This window comes from Massilia sp. GER05 (assembly GCF_052056005.1).
Classification (GTDB): Bacteria; Pseudomonadota; Gammaproteobacteria; order Burkholderiales; family Burkholderiaceae_D; genus Telluria; species Telluria orientalis.
Genome location: NZ_CP178858.1, coordinates 296716 through 314435, shown reverse-complemented (window position 1 = coordinate 314435; position 17720 = coordinate 296716). Strand labels below are relative to the sequence as shown.

Below are 17720 nucleotides of genomic sequence, written 5' to 3'. Positions count from 1 at the left end.
CGCCAAGATGACCGTACCAATCCGCACCCGCCGCCATGCACGTCCACGACATCCTCGCCGCCGCCACGCTCGAGCGCGATTCCCCGGCACCGCTGTTCCGCCAGCTGTACGTCCACCTGAAGGACGCGATCCTCGACGGCCGAATCGCCGCCGGCGTGCGCCTGCCCGCCACGCGCACCCTGTGCGGCCTGTTGAGCGTGTCGCGCCAGACCGTGCTCGCCGCCTACGAGCAGTTGATGGCCGAGGGTTATCTGCAGGGCACGGTGGGGAAGGGCACGTTCGTCAGCGCGTCGCTGCCGGCCGGTGCCCGTGCGGGCGATGCCGCCGCGGCGCCGATGGTGCGGCCGCTGTCGGCGCGCGGAGAACTCATCGCGGGCGGCATGGCGCGCGTGCTGCACCACGCTGGGCCGCTGCGCGCCTTCCGCGCCAGCATGCCGGGCCTGGACCTGTTCCCGTTCGACGTCTGGCGCCGGCTGGAAGCGCGCCACTGGCGCCATTCGACCGGCGCGCTCGGCTACGGCCCCGGCGCCGGGTACGCGCCGCTACGGGAGCTGCTGTGCGCCTACCTGAAGGCGTCGCGCGGGGTGCAGTGCACGCCGGACCAGGTCGTGATCACGTCCGGTTCGCAGCAGGCGCTGTACCTGCTGGCCCAGCTGCTGCTCGCGCCGGGCGAAGCGATGTGGATCGAATCGCCCGGCTACCAGGGCGCGGTGGCGCCGTTCACCGTGGCCGGTGCGCGCGTCTGTCCGGTGCCCGTCGACGCCGAGGGCATGGACGTCGCGTACGCGGCAAAGCACTATCCCGATGCGCGCCTCGCGTTCGCGACGCCGTCACACCAGCTGCCGCTGGGCGTGACCATGAGCCTGCGCCGCCGTCTCGAACTGCTGCGCTGGGCCGAGGCGAACCGCGCGTGGATCATCGAGGACGATTACGACAGCGAATACCGCCACACGGGGCCGCCCCTCGCGTCGCTGCAAAGCATGGACCGCGCGGGCTGCGTGATCTACGTGGGCACGTTGTCGAAGGTGCTGTTCCCCGCGCTGCGGCTGGGCTACGTCGTGGCGCCGCCCGCGCTGGCCGCGGCGCTGGCGCGCGCAAAGGCCGTCGTCGACCGCCACAGTCCCATCGTGCCGCAGGCGACGCTCGCCGACTTCATCGCCGGCGGCCACTTCGCGCGCCACATCCGCCGCACGCGCGACGCGTATGGCGAGCGCCGGCAAGCCCTCGTCGATGCGCTCGATGCGCGCCTCAAGGGCCGGCTGCGCCAGGGCCCGTCGGACGCGGGCCTCGACCTGTGCGTGCATTTCACCGAGAGGCTGGACGAGGAAACGGTCGCCCGGCACGCCCGCGATGTCGGCGTGGACGTGCGCACGCTGGGCTATTACACGAATCCGCAGGCGGGTGCCGCCTGCGCCATCGATCCCGGGCTGCTGCTCGGCTTTTCGGCGTTCACGCCGGACGTGATCCGCGCCGGGGTGGACGACCTGGCCCGCGCGATCGAACGGGCGTAAGGTGGGCACCCCGTGCCCACGCGTGCTTCAGTGTGAAAGCAGCCAGGCGCTCATGTCGATCGCATCGCGCTCGGACACGCCCAGCACGGGCATTGCGGTTTTCGGGTCGATGGCCTGCGGATCGCGGATCCAGCGCACGAGGTTCGCCTGGTTGTTCGGCAGCGTGCCGGCGATGATGGGGCGCTTCGCCATGTCTTCGAGCGGCCGCCCCACCCAGACCTTCGAGCCGGTCACGCCGGGGATCATGTGGCATGCGCGGCAGCCGTACTGCGCGAGGGCGATGCGGCCGCGCGCGGCGTCGCCCCGCAGGCCGGCGGGGGCGCGGTTCGCGTCGCCGCAGCCGGCTTGCAGGAGCGCCGCGAGTACGAGGGCAAGGACGAGCGCGAGCCGGTTCATTTCTTCGCCTCCGCCGTCATTGCCCGGTAATCGTCCGCGCTCTGCGTGGGCAGCTGCATGATGAACGCCACCGTGGACCACAGCTCGTCCTCGCTCAGATGGTATTCCCAGCCCGGCATGCCGCTCATCTTGATGCCGTGCCGCGTGATCCAGTACAGCTCGCGCGGTTTCCAGTGGCGCGTGGCGTCCACCAGCGGACCGGGCACGGGCTGCATGCTCAGGCCATGCTTGCCGGGCGCCGTGCCGGGACCGCCGTGGCACTGGGCACAGTTGTCGCGGTAGACGGCCGCGCCGCGCAGCACCTGCTCGTGGTTGCCCAGCGCGGGTTCGGCCACGCTCTTCGCATGGCGCCGCACCGAGTAATGCATGGCTTGTTCGAGCGTGCCGTAGACGAACGGGAAGTGCTGCGTGGTGGCGCCGATGTCGTACCAGCCGGCGCGCAGCACGACGAAGCCCGCGAGCGCGGCGGCCATCCCCGATCCCAGCAGGGTAGCGATGATGGTCATCATGATCAGGCGGGCGCGCGTGGCGGGCATGCGAGTGTCCCAAACGAATCGTGTTAAAAAAAATGCATCGTCTCCGGTATTATAAAAGCCAACTCAACGTCGTGGATTCAACCGTGCCAACCTCCCTGTCACGCTCTTCCATCGCTTGTGCCGCGCTCGTATTGACGTGCGCAGGGCTGCTGTCCGGCTGTGGCGATGACGACTTCCGCAAGCCGTACATCGGCGGCGACGCGAAGATCGGCAAGCAGCTGGTCACGCAATACCAGTGCGGCGCGTGCCACAAGATCCCGGACGTCCCGGGCGCGGGCGGCGCGGCCGGACCGGACCTGGAAAAATTCGGGCGCCTCAGCTACATCGCCGGCGGCATCCCCAACGTGCCGCCGCGCCTCGTGGCCTGGCTGCTCGATCCGCCCGCCCTCAAGCCCGGCACGACGATGCCGAACGTGGGGCTCACCGAGCAGGAGGCGCGCCACATGGCGGCATACCTGTACACCCTGCGATGAATGGGACGCTGCAATCCGTCCTGCACCCGGCCGGCGCGGATGCCGCGGTCATCAGCCAGTTCGCGTGGGTCCTGTTCGGGGCCGCGACCGTCATCTTCGTCGCCGTGATGGCGCTGATGGCGCTCAGCCTGCGCGACAACACGCGGCCGCTGCGGCCCGGCCTGTGGATCGCGGGGGCGGGCGTCGCGTTTCCCGTGCTCGTGCTGTCGGCGCTGCTCGCGTGGAGCACCTGGCGCAGCGCGCAACTGGTTCCGCAAAGCTCGCAGGCCGCGCTGTCGATCTCCGTCACGGCGCGCATGTGGTGGTGGGAAGTGCGCTACCGCGATCCGGCCGGCGGACGCGAGATCGTCACCGCCAACGAGATCCACATCCCCGTCGGGCAGGCCGTGTACGTGGGCCTGAACGCGGCCGACGTGATCCACAGCCTGTGGGTGCCGTCGTTGTCCGGCAAGCGCGACATGATCCCCGGCCGCGTCACCGGCCTCACGTTGCGTGCCGACCGGCCCGGCGTCTACCGCGGCCAGTGCGCGGAATTCTGCGGCGCCCAGCACGCGAACATGGCGCTGCACGTGGTGGCGCTGGCGCCCGACGCGTTCCGCGACTGGCTGCGGCGCCAGGCACTGCCGGCCCGCGCACCGCAGGGCGCGCTGCTGGAGCGGGGCCGCGCCGCCTTCCTCGAACAGCGCTGCCAGGCGTGCCACACGATCCGCGGCGTGGCCGAGACGGCGCGCCTCGGCCCCGACCTGACGCACGTCGGCAGCCGCGCGCATATCGGCGCGGGCCTGCTGCGCACGCACCAGAACACGCTGGCCGGCTGGATCGCGGACCCGCAGGCCGTCAAGCCGGGCGTGTTCATGCCCGCCGCCGCCGGCACCGACGGCGACACGCTGCGCGCGCTGGCAGCCTATCTCGAGCACCTGCAATGACGGCCCGGGACGACGACCTCGCGCGGTTGGAAGACGTCTGGCGCACGCAGCGCGGCTGGCGCTTCTTCTCGTCCGTGAACAACACGAACATCGGCCTGCTGTACATCGGGACGGCGCTGCTGTTCTTCGTCCTCGCCGGCGTGCTGGGCCTCCTGATGCGCGTGCAGCTGGCCGTGCCGGACAACGGCTTCCTCGGCGCCGGGACGTACAACCAGGTGTTCACGATGCACGGCTCGGTCATGATGTTCCTGTTCGCGATCCCGATCGTGGAAGCCATCGCCGTGTACCTGCTGCCGAACATGCTGGGGGCGCGCGACCTGCCGTTCCCGCGCCTGTCCGCGTACGCGTTCTGGGCGTACGCCATCGGCGGCCTCGCGTTCTTCTGCACCCTGTTCGTCGGCCTCGCGCCGGACGGCGGCTGGTTCATGTATCCGCCGCTCACGGGCCTGAAATATTCGCCGGGCCTGAATGCCGACTTCTGGCTGCTGGGCATCGGCTTCATCGAGATCTCCGCCATCGCCGGCGCCATCGAACTGATCGTCGGCATCCTGTTTACACGCGCGCCGGGCATGACCCTGGGACGCATGCCCGTGTATGCGTGGGCCATGCTGGTCGTGGGCGTGATGATCGTGTTCGCGTTTCCCGCCGTGATCGCGGGCACGGCGCTGCTGGAACTGGAGCGCGCGTTCGACTGGCCGTTCTTCATCGCCGACCGCGGCGGCGATCCGCTGTTGTGGCAGCACCTGTTCTGGTTCTTCGGCCACCCCGAGGTCTACATCATCTTTCTGCCGGCCGCCGGCATGGTGTCGACGATCGTGCCGACCCTTGCCGGCACGCCGCTCGTCGCGCGCCGCGCCATCATCGCGGCCCTCGTCGGCGTGGGCGTCTTCAGCTTCGGCCTGTGGGCGCACCACATGTTCACCGCGGGCCTCGGCACGCTGGAAATGGGCTTTGTTTCCGCGGCCAGCATGGCGGTGGCGGTGCCCACCGCGATCCAGGTGTTCGCGTGGATCGCCACGCTGTGGAAGGGAAAAGTCGAAGCGAACGCGCCCACGCTGTTCCTGCTCGGCTTCATGGCGATCTTCGTACTGGGCGGCCTGACCGGCGTGATGGTCGCCGTGATCCCGTTCGACTGGCAGGTGCACGACACGTATTTCGTCGTCGCGCACTTCCACTACGTGCTGATCGGCGGGATGGTGTTCCCCGTGTTCGCCGCGCTGTACTACTGGCTGCCGCTCGTGAACGGCAACCGCTTGTCGGAAGGGCTCGCGCGCTGGGTGTTCGGCCTGATGTTCGTCGGCTTCAACGTCGCGTTCTTCCCGATGCACGTGACGGGATTGCTCGGCATGCCGCGCCGCGTCTACACGTATGCGGCGGACCTCGGGTGGAATGGCCTGAACATGCTGTCGACGGTGGGCGCGTTCACGTTCGCGCTCGGCGTGCTGGCGTTCGCGTGGGATGCGTGGCGGTCGCTGCGCCGGCCGGAGCGCGCCGTCGGCAACCCGTGGAATGCGCCCACGCTCGAATGGCTGCCGTCCGAGGACTACGGCAATCGCAGCATCCCGCGCATCGATTCCATCGACCCGCTGTGGGACCGTCCGGAACTGGTACGCGAGGTGGAGGCGGGCCGCCACTACCTGCCGCGCACGGCGACGGGCGCGCGCGAGACCATCGCCACGAGCCCCGTCGCGGCGACGCCGCGCTATGTGCTGATCCTGCCCGGCGACAGCTGGCTGCCGCTCATTGCCGCCGCCGGCACGGCCGCCTTCTTCCTGCTGCTGACCGTGAAGCTGACGATGATCGCCTGGATCTGCGGCATCGCGGCCATCGCGGCGGTGCTCGGGTGGATGTGGCAGGCGGATCGCGCGAGCACCGTCGCCGACGTGGACATCGGCCACGGCGAGTCGATACCGGTCGGCGCCACCGGCACGGCATCGCACGCGTGGTGGGCCGCCATCGTGATGCTCGTCGTCGACCTCAGCATCTTCGCGTGCTTCGCGTTCGCCTACGTGCACGTGACGATGCGCCTGACGGTGTGCCCGCCGCCCGGCGCCACGCTGCCGTCGCAGGACCTCGCGCTCACATCCGCCGGCCTGCTGGTGCTGGGCTCATTGCTCGTGTGGTTCGCGACGCTCGCCGTCGGCACGCGGCGCCTGCCGTGGCTCGTGCTGGCGGCGTTGGGCTGCGTGCTCGCGTCATGTGCGGTCGACGTGGGCGGCCTGCTCGATGCCGGGCTGGACCCGACCGCCACCGCATGGGCCGCGGCCGTCGCGGCATTGGCCTCCTACCAGGGCCTGCACGTCGTGACGCTCGCCGTGCTGGCGCCGTATCTCGCCGCGCGCGCGTGGTGCGGCCTGCTGGGTGAGCGCAGCCGCGCATCGCTCGACACCATCGCGCTCGTGTGGCACATGACCACGTTGCAGGGCATCGCCGGGATGCTCGTCGTGCGGCTCGTGCCGCTGCTGATGGCGTGATGGCCACGATGCCGCGCACCCGCGAACCGTTCTGGCGCCGCCTGCTGGCGGGGACGCTGTCGCTGCTCGTGTGGAGCCTGCACTTCGCCTTCGCCTATGGCCTCGCGGCGGCCCAGTGCACGCCGGCCGGCATGCGTCCCGGCGGGCCGGACCGCGTGCTGCTGGGTGCCGTCACGCTGGCCGCCATCGGCGCGTGCGCTTGGCTCGCGTGGCGCGCGCGCGAGGTGCCACGGCGCGAGGATGCCGGCCTGGTCGACTGGGCCCGCCTCGTGCTGGCCGTGCTGGCCCTCGTGGCGGTGGCGTGGACGGGCGTGCCGCTACTCCTGGTCACCGGCTGCGCCTGAATGTCGTATTGACATCTCTTGCAAAGAACACAAGCATCGTTCCATGAAAGGCAACCAAGGCCTTTTACTTGGCTCATCTGTACCAAAAAATGATCGTGTTCTGAAACTGCTGTCAACCATTTTGGGCAAATATTAGTGCAAAAAAATTTAGGTTTCGTGTTAACGACGAGACCGCTAAATGGCGTATAGTGCGCGGTTCGTAGGGGAAAAATCCTCACGAAACACACTAAATAAGAACCGCGCGCGGCCCGGTGCCGTGACGACGAGTTCAAACACGTCCTACAACTAGTAAGAACGCGCACAATCATGAGTATTGTCGACGTCGATGTCCTGCTCGAGGATTTGGAGGAGACCGCCCCTTGCGGACCGAATCTCGAGTATGACCCCGCATTCCTGGAGCTCGAGCAGAGTGCGCTCGGCAAGCCAGAAGTCCAGTATGGGGACACGATCGTCCCCGCCGTCCCCCCTGAATGGAAGCAAGTCAAGAAGCAGGCCCTCGAGCTGCTCGGCCGCACGCGCGACCTGCGCGTGGCGATGCCGCTCGTGCGCGCGCTGCTGGCGCTGCATGCGCTGCCCGGCTTCGCCGACGGCGCGCGCCTGCTCGAACGCCTCGTGACCGAGCGCTGGGACCGTGTCCATCCCGAACTCGATCCGGACGACGACAACGACCCCACGTTGCGCCTCAACTGCCTGGCCCAGTTGACCGACCCGGCGACGACCCTGCGCGAGCTGCGCGAGACGGCCTTCGTCATGCTGCCCGGCCTCGGGGCCCTGACCCTGCGCGTGCTGGAGCAGGCGCACGGCGAGGCCCCCGTGCCGGACGGGCAGACCGCGCTGTCGCCCGAATCGATCGACGCGGCGCTGGCCGACGTGTCCGACGACGCGATGCAGGCCGCCACCAGCGCCGTCAACGGTGCGCTGGACAGCGTGGTGAACCTGGAAGCCGCGCTCGCCGATCACGTGGGCAGTGCGCAGTCATTGAACCTCACGCCGTTGACGCGCCAGCTGCGCCGCATGGCCGACCTGCTGGCCAGCCGTGCGCAAGCCGCGCCTGAAGCCTCGGACGCCGCGCCCGATGACGACGGCGTCGCGGCACAGGGCGGCGGCACGGCCGCGCCGCGCGCCGCGGCCATCACGGGCGACGTGACCAGCCGCGCCGACGTGATCCGCATGATCGACAAGATTCTCGCCTACTACCAGCGCTACGAGCCGTCGAGCCCCGTGCCGATGCTGCTGGAGCGGGCCAAGCGCCTCGCGCCGATGAGCTTCATGGAAGTCATGGAGAACCTCGCGCCCGACAGCATGCAGCAGTTGTATGTGATCCGTGGACCCCAGCCGGGCGAGTCCAACGGGTCGGACGATTATTGAATCAGCAGGCCGGTAGTTCATTCAAGGAGGAGTAAACGTGGGCAAAGAAAGTAGCCAGAAGTTCATCGCACGCAATCGCGCACCGCGCGTGCAGATCGAGTACGACGTCGAAGTGTACGGCGCCGAGAAGAAGGTGCAGCTGCCGTTCGTGATGGGCGTCCTGGCCGACCTGTCGGGCCAGCCCGCCGAGCCGCTGGCACCGGTCGCGGAGCGCAAGTTCCTCGAGATCGACGTCGACAACTTCGACGAGCGCCTGAAGGCCATGAAGCCGCGCGTCGCGGTGCAGGTGCCGAACACGCTGACGGGCGAGGGCAACCTGGCCGTCGACATGACCTTCGAAAGCATGGACGACTTCACCCCGGCCGCCGTCGCGCGCAAGGTGGATTCGCTGAACAAGCTGCTCGAGGCACGCGGCCAGCTGGCCAACCTGATGACCTACATGGACGGCAAGACCGGCGCGGAAGAGCTGATCTCCAAGCTGCTCGCCGAACCCGCGCTGATGCAGGCGCTGACGTCCGCACCGAAGCCCACCGAATAAAGAAAGACGGGAGAACAGAATGTCCGAAGCGTTAGCACAAAGCCAGCAGGAGTCCGGTACGCTCGAGATGAGCGACTTCGGCGCGCTGCTGCAGAAGGAATTCAAGCCGCAATCCGACAAGGCCAAGGAATCGGTCGAAGTTGCCGTGCGCACGCTGGCCGAGCAGGCGCTCGCCGGCACCAACCTGATCACCAGCGACGTGCTGGGCACGATCCAGAGCCTGATCGCCGCGCTCGACAAGAAGCTCACCGAGCAGGTCAACCTGATCATGCACACGGAGGAGTTCCAGAAGGTCGAAAGCGCCTGGCGCGGCCTGCACTACCTGGTGAACAACACCGAAACCGACGAGATGCTCAAGATCCGCGTGATGAACATCTCGAAGAACGACCTGGGCAAGACGCTCAAGAAGTTCAAGGGCACGGCCTGGGACCAGAGCCCGATCTTCAAGAAGATGTACGAGGAAGAATTCGGCCAGTTCGGCGGCGAGCCGTTCGGTTCCATCGTGGCCGACTACTACTTCGACAACAGCGCGCCGGACGTCGAGCTGCTGTCGTCGATGGCCAAGGTGGCCGCCGCCGCGCACGCGCCGTTCATCTCGGCCGCCGCGCCGTCCGTCATGCTGATGGAGTCGTGGAACGAGCTGGCCAACCCGCGCGACCTGACGAAGATCTTCCAGACCCCGGAACACGCCGCATGGCGCTCGTTCCGCGAGTCCGAGGATTCGCGCTACGTCGGCCTGACCATGCCGCGCTTCCTGGCGCGCCAGCCGTACGGCGCCAAGAGCAACCCGGTCGAGGAATTCGACTTCGAGGAAGACACCAGCGCGGAAGGCAGCAAGAACTACACGTGGGCCAACTCGTCCTACGCGATGGCCGTCAACATCAACCGTTCGTTCAAGGAATACGGCTGGTGCTCGCGCATCCGCGGCATCGAGTCCGGCGGCGCGGTCGAAGGCCTGCCGGTGCATGCCTTCCCGACCGATGACGGCGGCGTCGACATGCAGTGCCCGACCGAGATCGCGATCTCGGACCGCCGCGAGGCGGAACTGGCCGCCAACGGCTTCATGCCGCTGGTGCACAAGAAAAACACGGACTTCGCCGCCTTCATCGGCGCGCAGTCGCTGCACAAGCCGGCCGAGTACGACGACCCGGACGCCAGCGCCAACGCCGCCCTGGCCGCGCGCCTGCCGTACCTGTTCGCGACCTGCCGCTTCGCCCATTACCTGAAGTGCATCGTGCGCGACAAGCTCGGCTCGTTCAAGGAACGCGACGAGATGGAGCGCTGGCTGACCAAGTGGATCATGCAGTACGTGGACGGCGATCCGGGCAGCTCCAGCGAAGCGACGAAGGCCCAGAAACCGCTGGCCGCGGCCGAAGTGGTGCTGGAAGAAGTCGAAGGCAACCCGGGCTACTACACATCCAAGTTCTTCCTGCGTCCGCACTACCAGCTGGAAGGCCTGACCGTGTCGCTGCGCCTCGTGTCGAAGCTGCCGTCGGCAAAGGCTTGAACCGTTTTTGAAGTCCCGCGCGGGCCGCGTGCCCGCGCGTATTCGGAAGTACAACCAACTAGGAGAATAAGACATGGCATTGGATATGTTCATCAACATGGGCGACAAGATCAAGGGTGAGTCGCGCGACAAGGTCCAGGGTCCGAAGGGCGACATCGACATCCTGGCGTGGAGCTGGGGCATGAGCCAGTCCGGCACCACCCACATGGGCGGTGGCGGCGGCGCCGGCAAGGCCAACTTCCAGGACATCTCGTTCACCAAGTACATCGACAGCTCGTCCAACGCGCTGATGACCGCCCTGGCCAAGGGTACCCACATCGACAAGGCCGTGCTGATGGTGCGTAAAGCCGGCGAAGGCCAGCAGAAGTACATCCTGATCACCATGGAAGAAGTGCTGGTGACCTCGATCTCGACCGGCGGCAGCGGCGGCGAAGACCGCCTGACCGAGAACGTCACGCTGAACTTCGGCAAGGTGACCTTCGCCTACACCCCGCAGGACAGCAAGGGCACCGTCGCCGGCGACAAGACCTTCGCCTGGAACATCGCCGAGAACGCGGCAGTGTAAGGGGCGTCGCCAAACCTGCTGCGCGTTGCAGATTCAGCGGGGGCGCCCAGCCCTGCGATGCGCGCTGTACGCTTGTACAGCCGCGCTTCTCGGCTGAATCTGCCGCCGCTCGTTACGGTTTTGCGAGGCCCCCGAAAGGCCGCTGGATGAATTTTTTGATGGGAGCTTCGAATGCTTGCGCAACAGCTGATTCGTGATGGAGACCTGGCCGGCGCACTCGCCGCGCTGCAGGATGCGGTGCGCAAGAAGAGTGGCGACGCGAAACTGCGCGTGTTCCTGTTCCAGCTCCTGTCCGTGCTGGGCCAGTGGAACCGCGCCCTGACGCAGCTGAACGTCGCGGGCGAACTGGATGCAGGCGCGCTGCCGATGGTGCAGACGTATCGCGAGGCGATCCAGTGCGAAGCCCTGCGCGCCGAGATCTTTGCCGGCTTGCGCGCGCCCGTGATCTTCGGCGAGCCGCAGCCCTGGATGGCCCAGCTGGCCGAAGCCCTGAAACTGGACGCCATCGATCCCGCTGCCGCGGCAAGCCTGCGCGCCGCCGCGTTCGATGCCGCGCCCGCATCGCCCGGCACGATCGACGGCACGCGCTTCGACTGGCTGGCCGATGCCGACGGCCGCCTGGGCCCCATACTGGAAGCGGTCGTCAACGGCCGCTACGTGTGGGTGCCGTTCATGCGCATCGCGCGCATCGAGATCGAGCCGCCGGCGGACCTGCGCGACGCCGTGTGGACGGCCGCGACGTTCACGTGGTCCAACGGCGCCCAGACCGTCGGCCTGGTCCCGACCCGCTACCCGGGCAGCACGGAGGCCGCCGACGCGGTCAAGCTGGCGCGCCAGACCGAGTGGCGGGGCGAGCATCCCGTCGGCCAGCGCATGTTCACGAATGGCGACGACGACTTCCCGTTGATGGACGCGCGCCTGATCGAATTCGATAGCGTCGACCATGGCTGAACTGGCACCGCGCGAGCGCCTGCAACCTTCGCTGCTCGACCGCCTCACCGACGATGAACCCGACCAGGAGGTCGAGTCGCGCGAACGGCGCGTGCTGTCGGTGCGCGGCCTGCGCGAAGGCGTGTTGCGCGACCTCGCATGGCTGCTGAACACGACCAACCTGCTGTCCGTCTCCGACGTGCCGCGCCTGCCGCACCTGGCGAACTCCGTCCTCAACTACGGCATGCCCGACATGTCCGGCGCATCGCTCGCGAACATGAGCGCGGCCGACCTGGAACGTGCGATCCGCCAGGCCATCTGGGACTTCGAGCCGCGCCTGATCCGCTCGTCCGTGTCGGTGAAGGTGATGCCGCAGCAGGACTCGATCAGCAAGATCATGTTCGAGATCCAGGCCGACATGTGGGCCCAACCGTATCCCGAGCGCCTGTTCCTCAAGACCGAGCTCGATCTCGACCTTGCCCAGATCAGCCTCACCGAATTTTCCGGCGCACGGACATGACGAACCCACGCCTGCTTCGCTACTATAGCCAGGAGCTGCAGCACCTGCGCGAGATGGGCGGCGAGTTCGCGGTCCAGTACCCGAAGATCGCCGGCCGGCTCGGCCTGGAAGGCTTCGAGTGCGCCGACCCGTACGTCGAGCGCCTGCTGGAGGGGTTCGCCTTCATGGCGGCGCGCGTGCAGATGAAGATCGACGCCGAGTTCCCGCGCTTCACCCAGCACCTGTCGGAGCTCGTCTACCCGCACTTCCTGGCGCCCACGCCGTCGATGGCGATCGTGCAGCTGCAGCCCGACCTCGCCAACCCGGCGCTGAACGTGGGCTACCGCATTCCGCGCGGCGCGGCCATGCGCAGTGTCCTGGGCAAGGATGACGCCACCGCCTGCGAATACCGCACGGCGCACGAGGTCACGCTGTGGCCGATCGAACTCGTCGAAGCGAAATTCTTCACGCACGGCGGCCGCATCGACGGCGTCGACGCGCGATTGCCCGCGAACCTCATGGGCTCGATCAAAGCGGGCCTGCGCCTGCGCCTGCGCACGACCAACGGCCAGCCGTTCGCGAAGCTGGGACTCGACCGCCTCGCGCTGCACCTGCGCGGCAGCGACGAGATGCCGGGCCAGATCTACGAAAAGCTGCTGGGCGCCGTCGAAGGCGTCCTCGTGATGCCGGGCAGCCGTCCGGCCGGACGCCACACGCTGCTGCCGAAGACGGCGCTGCGCCCGCGCGGCTTCGCCGAGGACGACGCGCTGCTGCCCAGCGGCCAGCGCAGCTTCCAGGGCTACCGCCTGCTGCAGGAATACTTCGCGTTCGCGCAGCGCTTCCTGTTCGTCGAGCTGGCGGGCCTGCAAACCGCGGTGGCCGCCTGCGCGGAGCAGGAGCTCGAGATCATCGTGCTGCTGTCGCGCGGCGACGCGCGCCTGGAGCAGGCGCTCGACCACAGCAATTTCGCGCTGAACTGCACGCCCGTGGTGAACCTGTTCCAGCGCCGCGCCGACCGCATCAACCTGACCGGCGACCAGTTCGAATACCACGTGCTGCCCGACCGCACGCGCCCGATGGATTTCGAGGTGCACCAGGTCGAGAGCGTGACCGGCTACGGCACCGGCACCGACGCCGAGCAGGAATTCCACCCGCTGTACAGCGCGCGCGACCTGGGCGCCGCGACCGTGGCGGGCCAGGCCTACTACCAGATCCGGCGCGAGCCGCGCCTGCTGTCGCAACGCCAGCGCCAGCGTGGCCCGCGCTCGTCGTACATTGGCTCCGAAATGTTCATCACCCTGGTCGACGCGCAGGAGGCGCCGTACCGCCACAGCCTGCGCCAGCTCGGCCTCGTCGTGTGGTGCACGAACCGCGACCTGCCGCTGACGATGTCGCTCGGCGTCGGCAAGACGGATTTCATCCTGGAGCAGGGCGGGCCGGTGCAATCGGTGCGCGTGCTGGGCGGCCCGAGCCAGCCTTTCCCGTCGTTCGCCGAGGGCGGCATGGCGTGGCGCCTGATCAACCAGCTGTCGCTGAACTATCTGTCGCTGGCGGACACCGACCCGGACCAGGGCGCGCGCGCCCTGCGCGAACTGCTCGCGCTGTACTGCCACCCGCTCGACGCGGCGAGCCAGCGCCAGGTCGAAGGCGTGCGCTCGGTCTCGTCGAAACCCATCACGCGGCGCATGCCGGCGCCCGGACCGATCACGTTCGGACGCGGCCTGGAGATCACGGTGACGATGGACGACGGCGCATTCGAAGGCGCCGGCGCATTCGTGCTGGGCGGGGTGCTCAGCCACTTCTTCACGCAATACGTGTCGATCAATTCGTTTACCGAGACCGTCGTGCGCACCGTCGGCCGCGGCGAGATCATGCGCTGGAAGGCGGCGGAGGGCGCATGCGCGATCCTGTAGACGTCGAACGCCAGCTCGAGGACGCCGGCGCCGCGCTGGACTTCTTCCAGGCCCTGCGCCTGCTGGAGAACGCGCATCCGGACAAGCCCCGCATCGGCGCATCGCTGCGTCCGCGCGACGACGCCGTGCGCTTCGGGCGCGACCCGTCGCTGAATTTCGAGCCCGGCGCCGTGGCCGGATTCACGCCCGCCATGGGCGACGCGAAGGCGCGCCTGGCCGTCAACTTCGTCGGCCTGTTCGGCCCCAACGGTCCGCTGCCGCTGCACCTGACGGAGTATGCGCGCGACCGCGCCCGCAACCACAACGACCCCACGCTGGTCGCGTTCCTCGACGTGTTCCACCACCGGATGGTATCGCTGTTCTACCGCGCGCGCGCCGCGGCCGACCCGGCCGTCAGCCTGGACCGCCCGGACAGCGACCGCTTCGCCGATTACGTGGGCAGCCTGTTCGGTATCGGCGCGCCGGCCCTGCGCGGGCGCGACGAGATCGGCGACTTCGCCAAGCTGCACTTCGCGGGCCTGATGGCCAACCAGCGCCGCCCGGCCGCGGGCCTCGTGACGATCCTGCGCGCGTACTTCAAGCTGCCCGTCGAACTCGAGCAGTTCGTCGGCCACTGGATGAAGATCCCGCTGGACGGCCAGACCCGCATCGGCATGGAAGACCGCGGCAACCGTCTCGGTACGTCCGCCGTGCTGGGGACGAAGGTGTGGGATTGCCAGCACAAGTTCCGGCTCGTGATCGGCCCCCTCGACTACGCCGACTACGAGCGCATGCTGCCCGGCGGCGCCAGCATGAAGCGCGTCGTCGACTGGGTGAAGAGCTACGCCGGCACGGTGCTCGACTGGGACGTGCGCCTCGTGCTCAAGCGCCCCGAGATTCCTCCGCTGACGCTGGGCGCGCGTCGCCTCGGCTGGACCACTTACCTCGCGAGCGGCCCGGCCACGCGCGATGCCCGTCAACTCTTGATCAACCCGACTGCCCGCCAGGGCTGACCCACGCGAAAGAACGAACATGGCCGAAATCTCCCGTGTCGCACTGTTTGGAAAACTCAACGCGCTGTGCTACCGCGCGATCGAAAGCAGCACGGTGTTCTGCAAGCTGCGCGGCAATCCGTACGTGGAGATGGTCCACTGGGTGCACCAGATCCTGCAGCTGCAGGACTCGGACCTGCACCGCATCGTCCGCCACTACGAACTCGACGCCGCCGTGCTCGCGCGCGACGTGACGGCCGCGCTGGACCGCCTGCCGCGCGGCGCCACGTCGGTGACGGACCTGTCGTCGCAGCTGGAAGAGACGGTGGAACGCGCGTGGGTGTTCGGCACGCTGATGTTCGGCGAATCGTCGGTGCGCAGCGGCCACCTCGTGTTCGGCATGCTCAAGACGTCCAACCTGCGCAACGCGCTGTACGCGATCAGCCGCCAGTTCGAGCGGATCAAGGCCGATGACCTGTCCGACCGTTTTGGCACCTTGCTGAAGGACTCGCCGGAAGCGAAGATGGCGGCCAGCGACGGCTTCCAGACCGCGGCACCGGGCGAAGCGTCGGGCGCAATCGCACCTGCGCAGATGGGCAAGCAGGAAGCGCTGAAGAAATTCACGGTCGACCTGACCGAGCAGGCTAGAGGCGGCAAGATGGACCCGATCGTGGGCCGCGACGACGAGATCCGGCAGATGGTCGACATCCTGATGCGCCGCCGCCAGAACAACCCGATCATGATCGGCGAGGCCGGCGTCGGCAAGACGGCCGTCGTGGAAGGCTTTGCCCAGCGCATCGCGCGCGGCGACGTGCCGCCGTCGCTGAAAGAGGTGCAGCTGCTGGCGCTGGACGTGGGCCTGCTGCAGGCCGGCGCCAGCATGAAGGGCGAGTTCGAGCAGCGCCTGCGTTCCGTCATCGACGAAGTGCAGGCCAGCGCGAAGCCCATCATCCTGTTCATCGACGAGACCCACACGCTGGTCGGCGCCGGCGGCGCGGCCGGCACGGGCGATGCGGCCAATCTGCTCAAGCCGGCCCTGGCGCGCGGCACCTTGCGCACCATCGGCGCGACCACGTTCGCCGAGTACAAGAAGCACATCGAAAAGGACCCGGCGCTGACCCGCCGCTTCCAGAGCATCCAGGTCGACGAGCCGAGCGAGGAGCGGGCGATCCGCATGATGCGCGGCGTGGCGTCGACGATGGAAAAGCACCACCAGGTGCAGATCCTCGACGAGGCGCTGGAAGCGGCCGTGCGCCTGTCGCACCGCTACATCCCGGCGCGCCAGCTGCCCGATAAATCCGTGAGCCTGATCGACACGGCGTGCGCGCGCGTGGCCGTGAGCCTGCACGCGACGCCGGCCGAGGTGGACGACAGCCGCAAGCGCATCGACGCGCTGAACGTCGAGATGGACATCATCCGCCGCGAAGGCGCGATCGGCATCGAAGTGGGCACGCGTGCCCACGAGACGGAGGTTGCGCTGGCGGCCGAGAAGGAGCGCCTGGCGGGCCTGGAGCAGCGCTGGAACGACGAGCGCGCGCTCGTCGACGAACTGCTGGCGCTGCGCGCGCAGCTGCGCGACGGTGCGCAGCCGGTCGAGGGTACGGGGTCGAAGCTCGAAACGGCAGCCGCGGAACCGGCTGCCAACGACTCCGGGCGCGCCGCGCTGAAGGAACAGCTGCAAGCCGTGCAGGCGAAGCTGGCCGCGCTGCAGGGCGAGAACCCGCTGATCCTGCCGACCGTCGACTACCAGGCCGTGGCGGCCGTCGTCGGCGACTGGACCGGCATCCCTGTCGGCCGCATGGCGAAGAACGAGATGGAGACGATTCTCAACATCGCTTCCACGCTGAGCCAGCGCGTGATCGGCCAGGACCACGCGATGGAAATGATCGCCAAGCGCATCCAGACGTCGCGCGCGGGCCTGGACAATCCGAACAAGCCGATCGGCGTGTTCATGCTGGCCGGTACGTCCGGCGTCGGCAAGACGGAAACGGCGCTGGCGCTGGCCGAGGCCCTGTACGGCGGCGAACAGAATCTCATCACCATCAACATGAGCGAGTACCAGGAAGCGCACACGGTGTCCACGCTGAAGGGTGCGCCGCCGGGCTATGTAGGGTACGGCGAAGGCGGTGTGTTGACGGAGGCCGTGCGCCGCCGGCCATACTCGGTGGTGCTGCTCGACGAAGTGGAAAAGGCGCACCCGGACGTGCACGAGATGTTCTTCCAGGTCTTTGATAAAGGCTTCATGGAAGACGGCGAGGGCCGCTTCATCGACTTCAAGAACACGCTGATCATCCTGACGACGAACGCGGGCACGGACCTGATCGCGGGCCTGTGCAAGGACCCGGACCTGATGCCGGACCCGGACGGCATGGCCAGCGCGCTGCGTGCGCCGCTGCTGAAGGTGTTCCCGCCGGCGCTGCTGGGCCGCATCGTGACGATTCCGTACTACCCGCTGTCGGACGACATGCTGGGCCAGATCGTCAAGCTGCAGCTGAACCGCATCAAGAAGCGCGTGGAAGCGCGCTACAAGATCCCGTTCGAGTACGGCGACGACGTCGTCAAGCTCGTGGTGTCGCGCTGCACCGAGAGCGAGTCGGGCGGCCGCATGATCGATGCGATCCTGACCAATACCATGCTGCCGGACATCAGCCGGGCGTTCCTGAACCGGATGATGGACGGCGCGGGCATCGCCGGTGTCACCGTCGGCGTGGCAGATGGCGAGTTTTCTTATTCCTTCGCATGACATGACCGGACCGGGTACGCGGATCT

The 17720-nt window shown here is 68.1% G+C and carries 16 protein-coding genes; 14 read left to right on the top strand and 2 right to left on the bottom strand.

The genetic code is table 11. The features are described from left to right. The first annotated feature begins 35 nt into the window (after positions 1-35). Positions 36-1511 carry a MocR-like pyridoxine biosynthesis transcription factor PdxR gene (gene pdxR, locus ACL58G_RS01385; protein ID WP_440964753.1) on the top strand — a complete coding sequence of 492 codons (1476 nt, stop codon included), beginning with the start codon at positions 36-38 and terminating at the stop codon, positions 1509-1511. A 27-nt stretch (positions 1512-1538) separates the two neighbouring features. Here the strand turns inward: pdxR and ACL58G_RS01380 are convergent, their stop codons facing one another. Both ACL58G_RS01380 and ACL58G_RS01375 read right to left on the bottom strand, forming a co-directional pair. After that, on the bottom strand, positions 1539-1907 hold the full coding sequence (locus tag ACL58G_RS01380) for a c-type cytochrome (protein WP_413386250.1): 369 nt from the start codon (positions 1905-1907) through the stop codon (positions 1539-1541). Then, positions 1904-2443, bottom strand: a complete 540-nt coding sequence (locus ACL58G_RS01375) for a c-type cytochrome (protein WP_413386251.1) — start codon at positions 2441-2443, stop codon at positions 1904-1906. Before ACL58G_RS01375 ends, ACL58G_RS01380 begins: the two co-directional genes overlap by 4 nt. A gap of 83 nt (positions 2444-2526) precedes the next feature. On the opposite strand from ACL58G_RS01375, the gene ACL58G_RS01370 reads away from it, so the two are divergent. The 13 genes from ACL58G_RS01370 to tssH all read left to right on the top strand — a co-directional run bounded on the left by ACL58G_RS01370 (position 2527) and on the right by tssH (position 17694). After that, positions 2527-2916, top strand: a complete 390-nt coding sequence (locus ACL58G_RS01370; protein ID WP_440964751.1) for a c-type cytochrome — start codon at positions 2527-2529, stop codon at positions 2914-2916. Next, positions 2913-3842, top strand: a complete 930-nt coding sequence (locus ACL58G_RS01365) for a cytochrome c oxidase subunit II (protein WP_440964750.1) — start codon at positions 2913-2915, stop codon at positions 3840-3842. The genes ACL58G_RS01370 and ACL58G_RS01365 overlap by 4 nt, the downstream gene beginning before the upstream one ends. Next, positions 3839-6316 carry a cytochrome c oxidase subunit I gene (gene ctaD / locus ACL58G_RS01360; RefSeq protein WP_440964748.1) on the top strand — a complete coding sequence of 826 codons (2478 nt, stop codon included), beginning with the start codon at positions 3839-3841 and terminating at the stop codon, positions 6314-6316. The genes ACL58G_RS01365 and ctaD overlap by 4 nt, the downstream gene beginning before the upstream one ends. After that, the gene (locus tag ACL58G_RS01355) at positions 6316-6660 is read left to right on the top strand and encodes a hypothetical protein (RefSeq protein WP_440964747.1); all 345 of its coding nucleotides are present in this window, start codon (positions 6316-6318) and stop codon (positions 6658-6660) included. The genes ctaD and ACL58G_RS01355 overlap by 1 nt, the downstream gene beginning before the upstream one ends. A gap of 306 nt (positions 6661-6966) precedes the next feature. Next, positions 6967-8028, top strand: a complete 1062-nt coding sequence (gene tssA / locus ACL58G_RS01350) for a type VI secretion system protein TssA (protein WP_440964745.1) — start codon at positions 6967-6969, stop codon at positions 8026-8028. Positions 8029-8065: 37 nt separating this feature from the next. Beyond that, positions 8066-8566 carry a type VI secretion system contractile sheath small subunit gene (gene tssB, locus ACL58G_RS01345; protein ID WP_371765162.1) on the top strand — a complete coding sequence of 167 codons (501 nt, stop codon included), beginning with the start codon at positions 8066-8068 and terminating at the stop codon, positions 8564-8566. 19 nt (positions 8567-8585) lie between these two features. Beyond that, on the top strand, positions 8586-10073 hold the full coding sequence (gene tssC / locus ACL58G_RS01340) for a type VI secretion system contractile sheath large subunit (RefSeq protein WP_371765161.1): 1488 nt from the start codon (positions 8586-8588) through the stop codon (positions 10071-10073). A gap of 73 nt (positions 10074-10146) precedes the next feature. Beyond that, entirely contained in the window at positions 10147-10638 is a 492-nt protein-coding gene (locus ACL58G_RS01335; protein ID WP_413386258.1) for an Hcp family type VI secretion system effector, read from the top strand. Positions 10639-10809: 171 nt separating this feature from the next. Beyond that, positions 10810-11589 carry a type VI secretion system accessory protein TagJ gene (locus ACL58G_RS01330; RefSeq protein ID WP_440964742.1) on the top strand — a complete coding sequence of 260 codons (780 nt, stop codon included), beginning with the start codon at positions 10810-10812 and terminating at the stop codon, positions 11587-11589. Beyond that, positions 11582-12088: a type VI secretion system baseplate subunit TssE gene (gene tssE / locus ACL58G_RS01325; RefSeq protein WP_413386260.1), complete on the top strand. Its 507-nt coding sequence runs from the start codon at positions 11582-11584 to the stop codon at positions 12086-12088. Before ACL58G_RS01330 ends, tssE begins: the two co-directional genes overlap by 8 nt. Then, positions 12085-13980, top strand: a complete 1896-nt coding sequence (gene tssF / locus ACL58G_RS01320) for a type VI secretion system baseplate subunit TssF (RefSeq protein ID WP_440964741.1) — start codon at positions 12085-12087, stop codon at positions 13978-13980. Before tssE ends, tssF begins: the two co-directional genes overlap by 4 nt. Continuing rightward, a complete protein-coding gene (tssG, locus tag ACL58G_RS01315; RefSeq protein WP_413386262.1) occupies positions 13965-14972 on the top strand; it encodes a type VI secretion system baseplate subunit TssG in 1008 nt (335 codons plus the stop codon). Before tssF ends, tssG begins: the two co-directional genes overlap by 16 nt. A 19-nt stretch (positions 14973-14991) precedes the next feature. Then, on the top strand, positions 14992-17694 hold the full coding sequence (tssH, locus tag ACL58G_RS01310; RefSeq protein ID WP_440964740.1) for a type VI secretion system ATPase TssH: 2703 nt from the start codon (positions 14992-14994) through the stop codon (positions 17692-17694). The last annotated feature ends 26 nt before the right edge of the window (positions 17695-17720 follow it).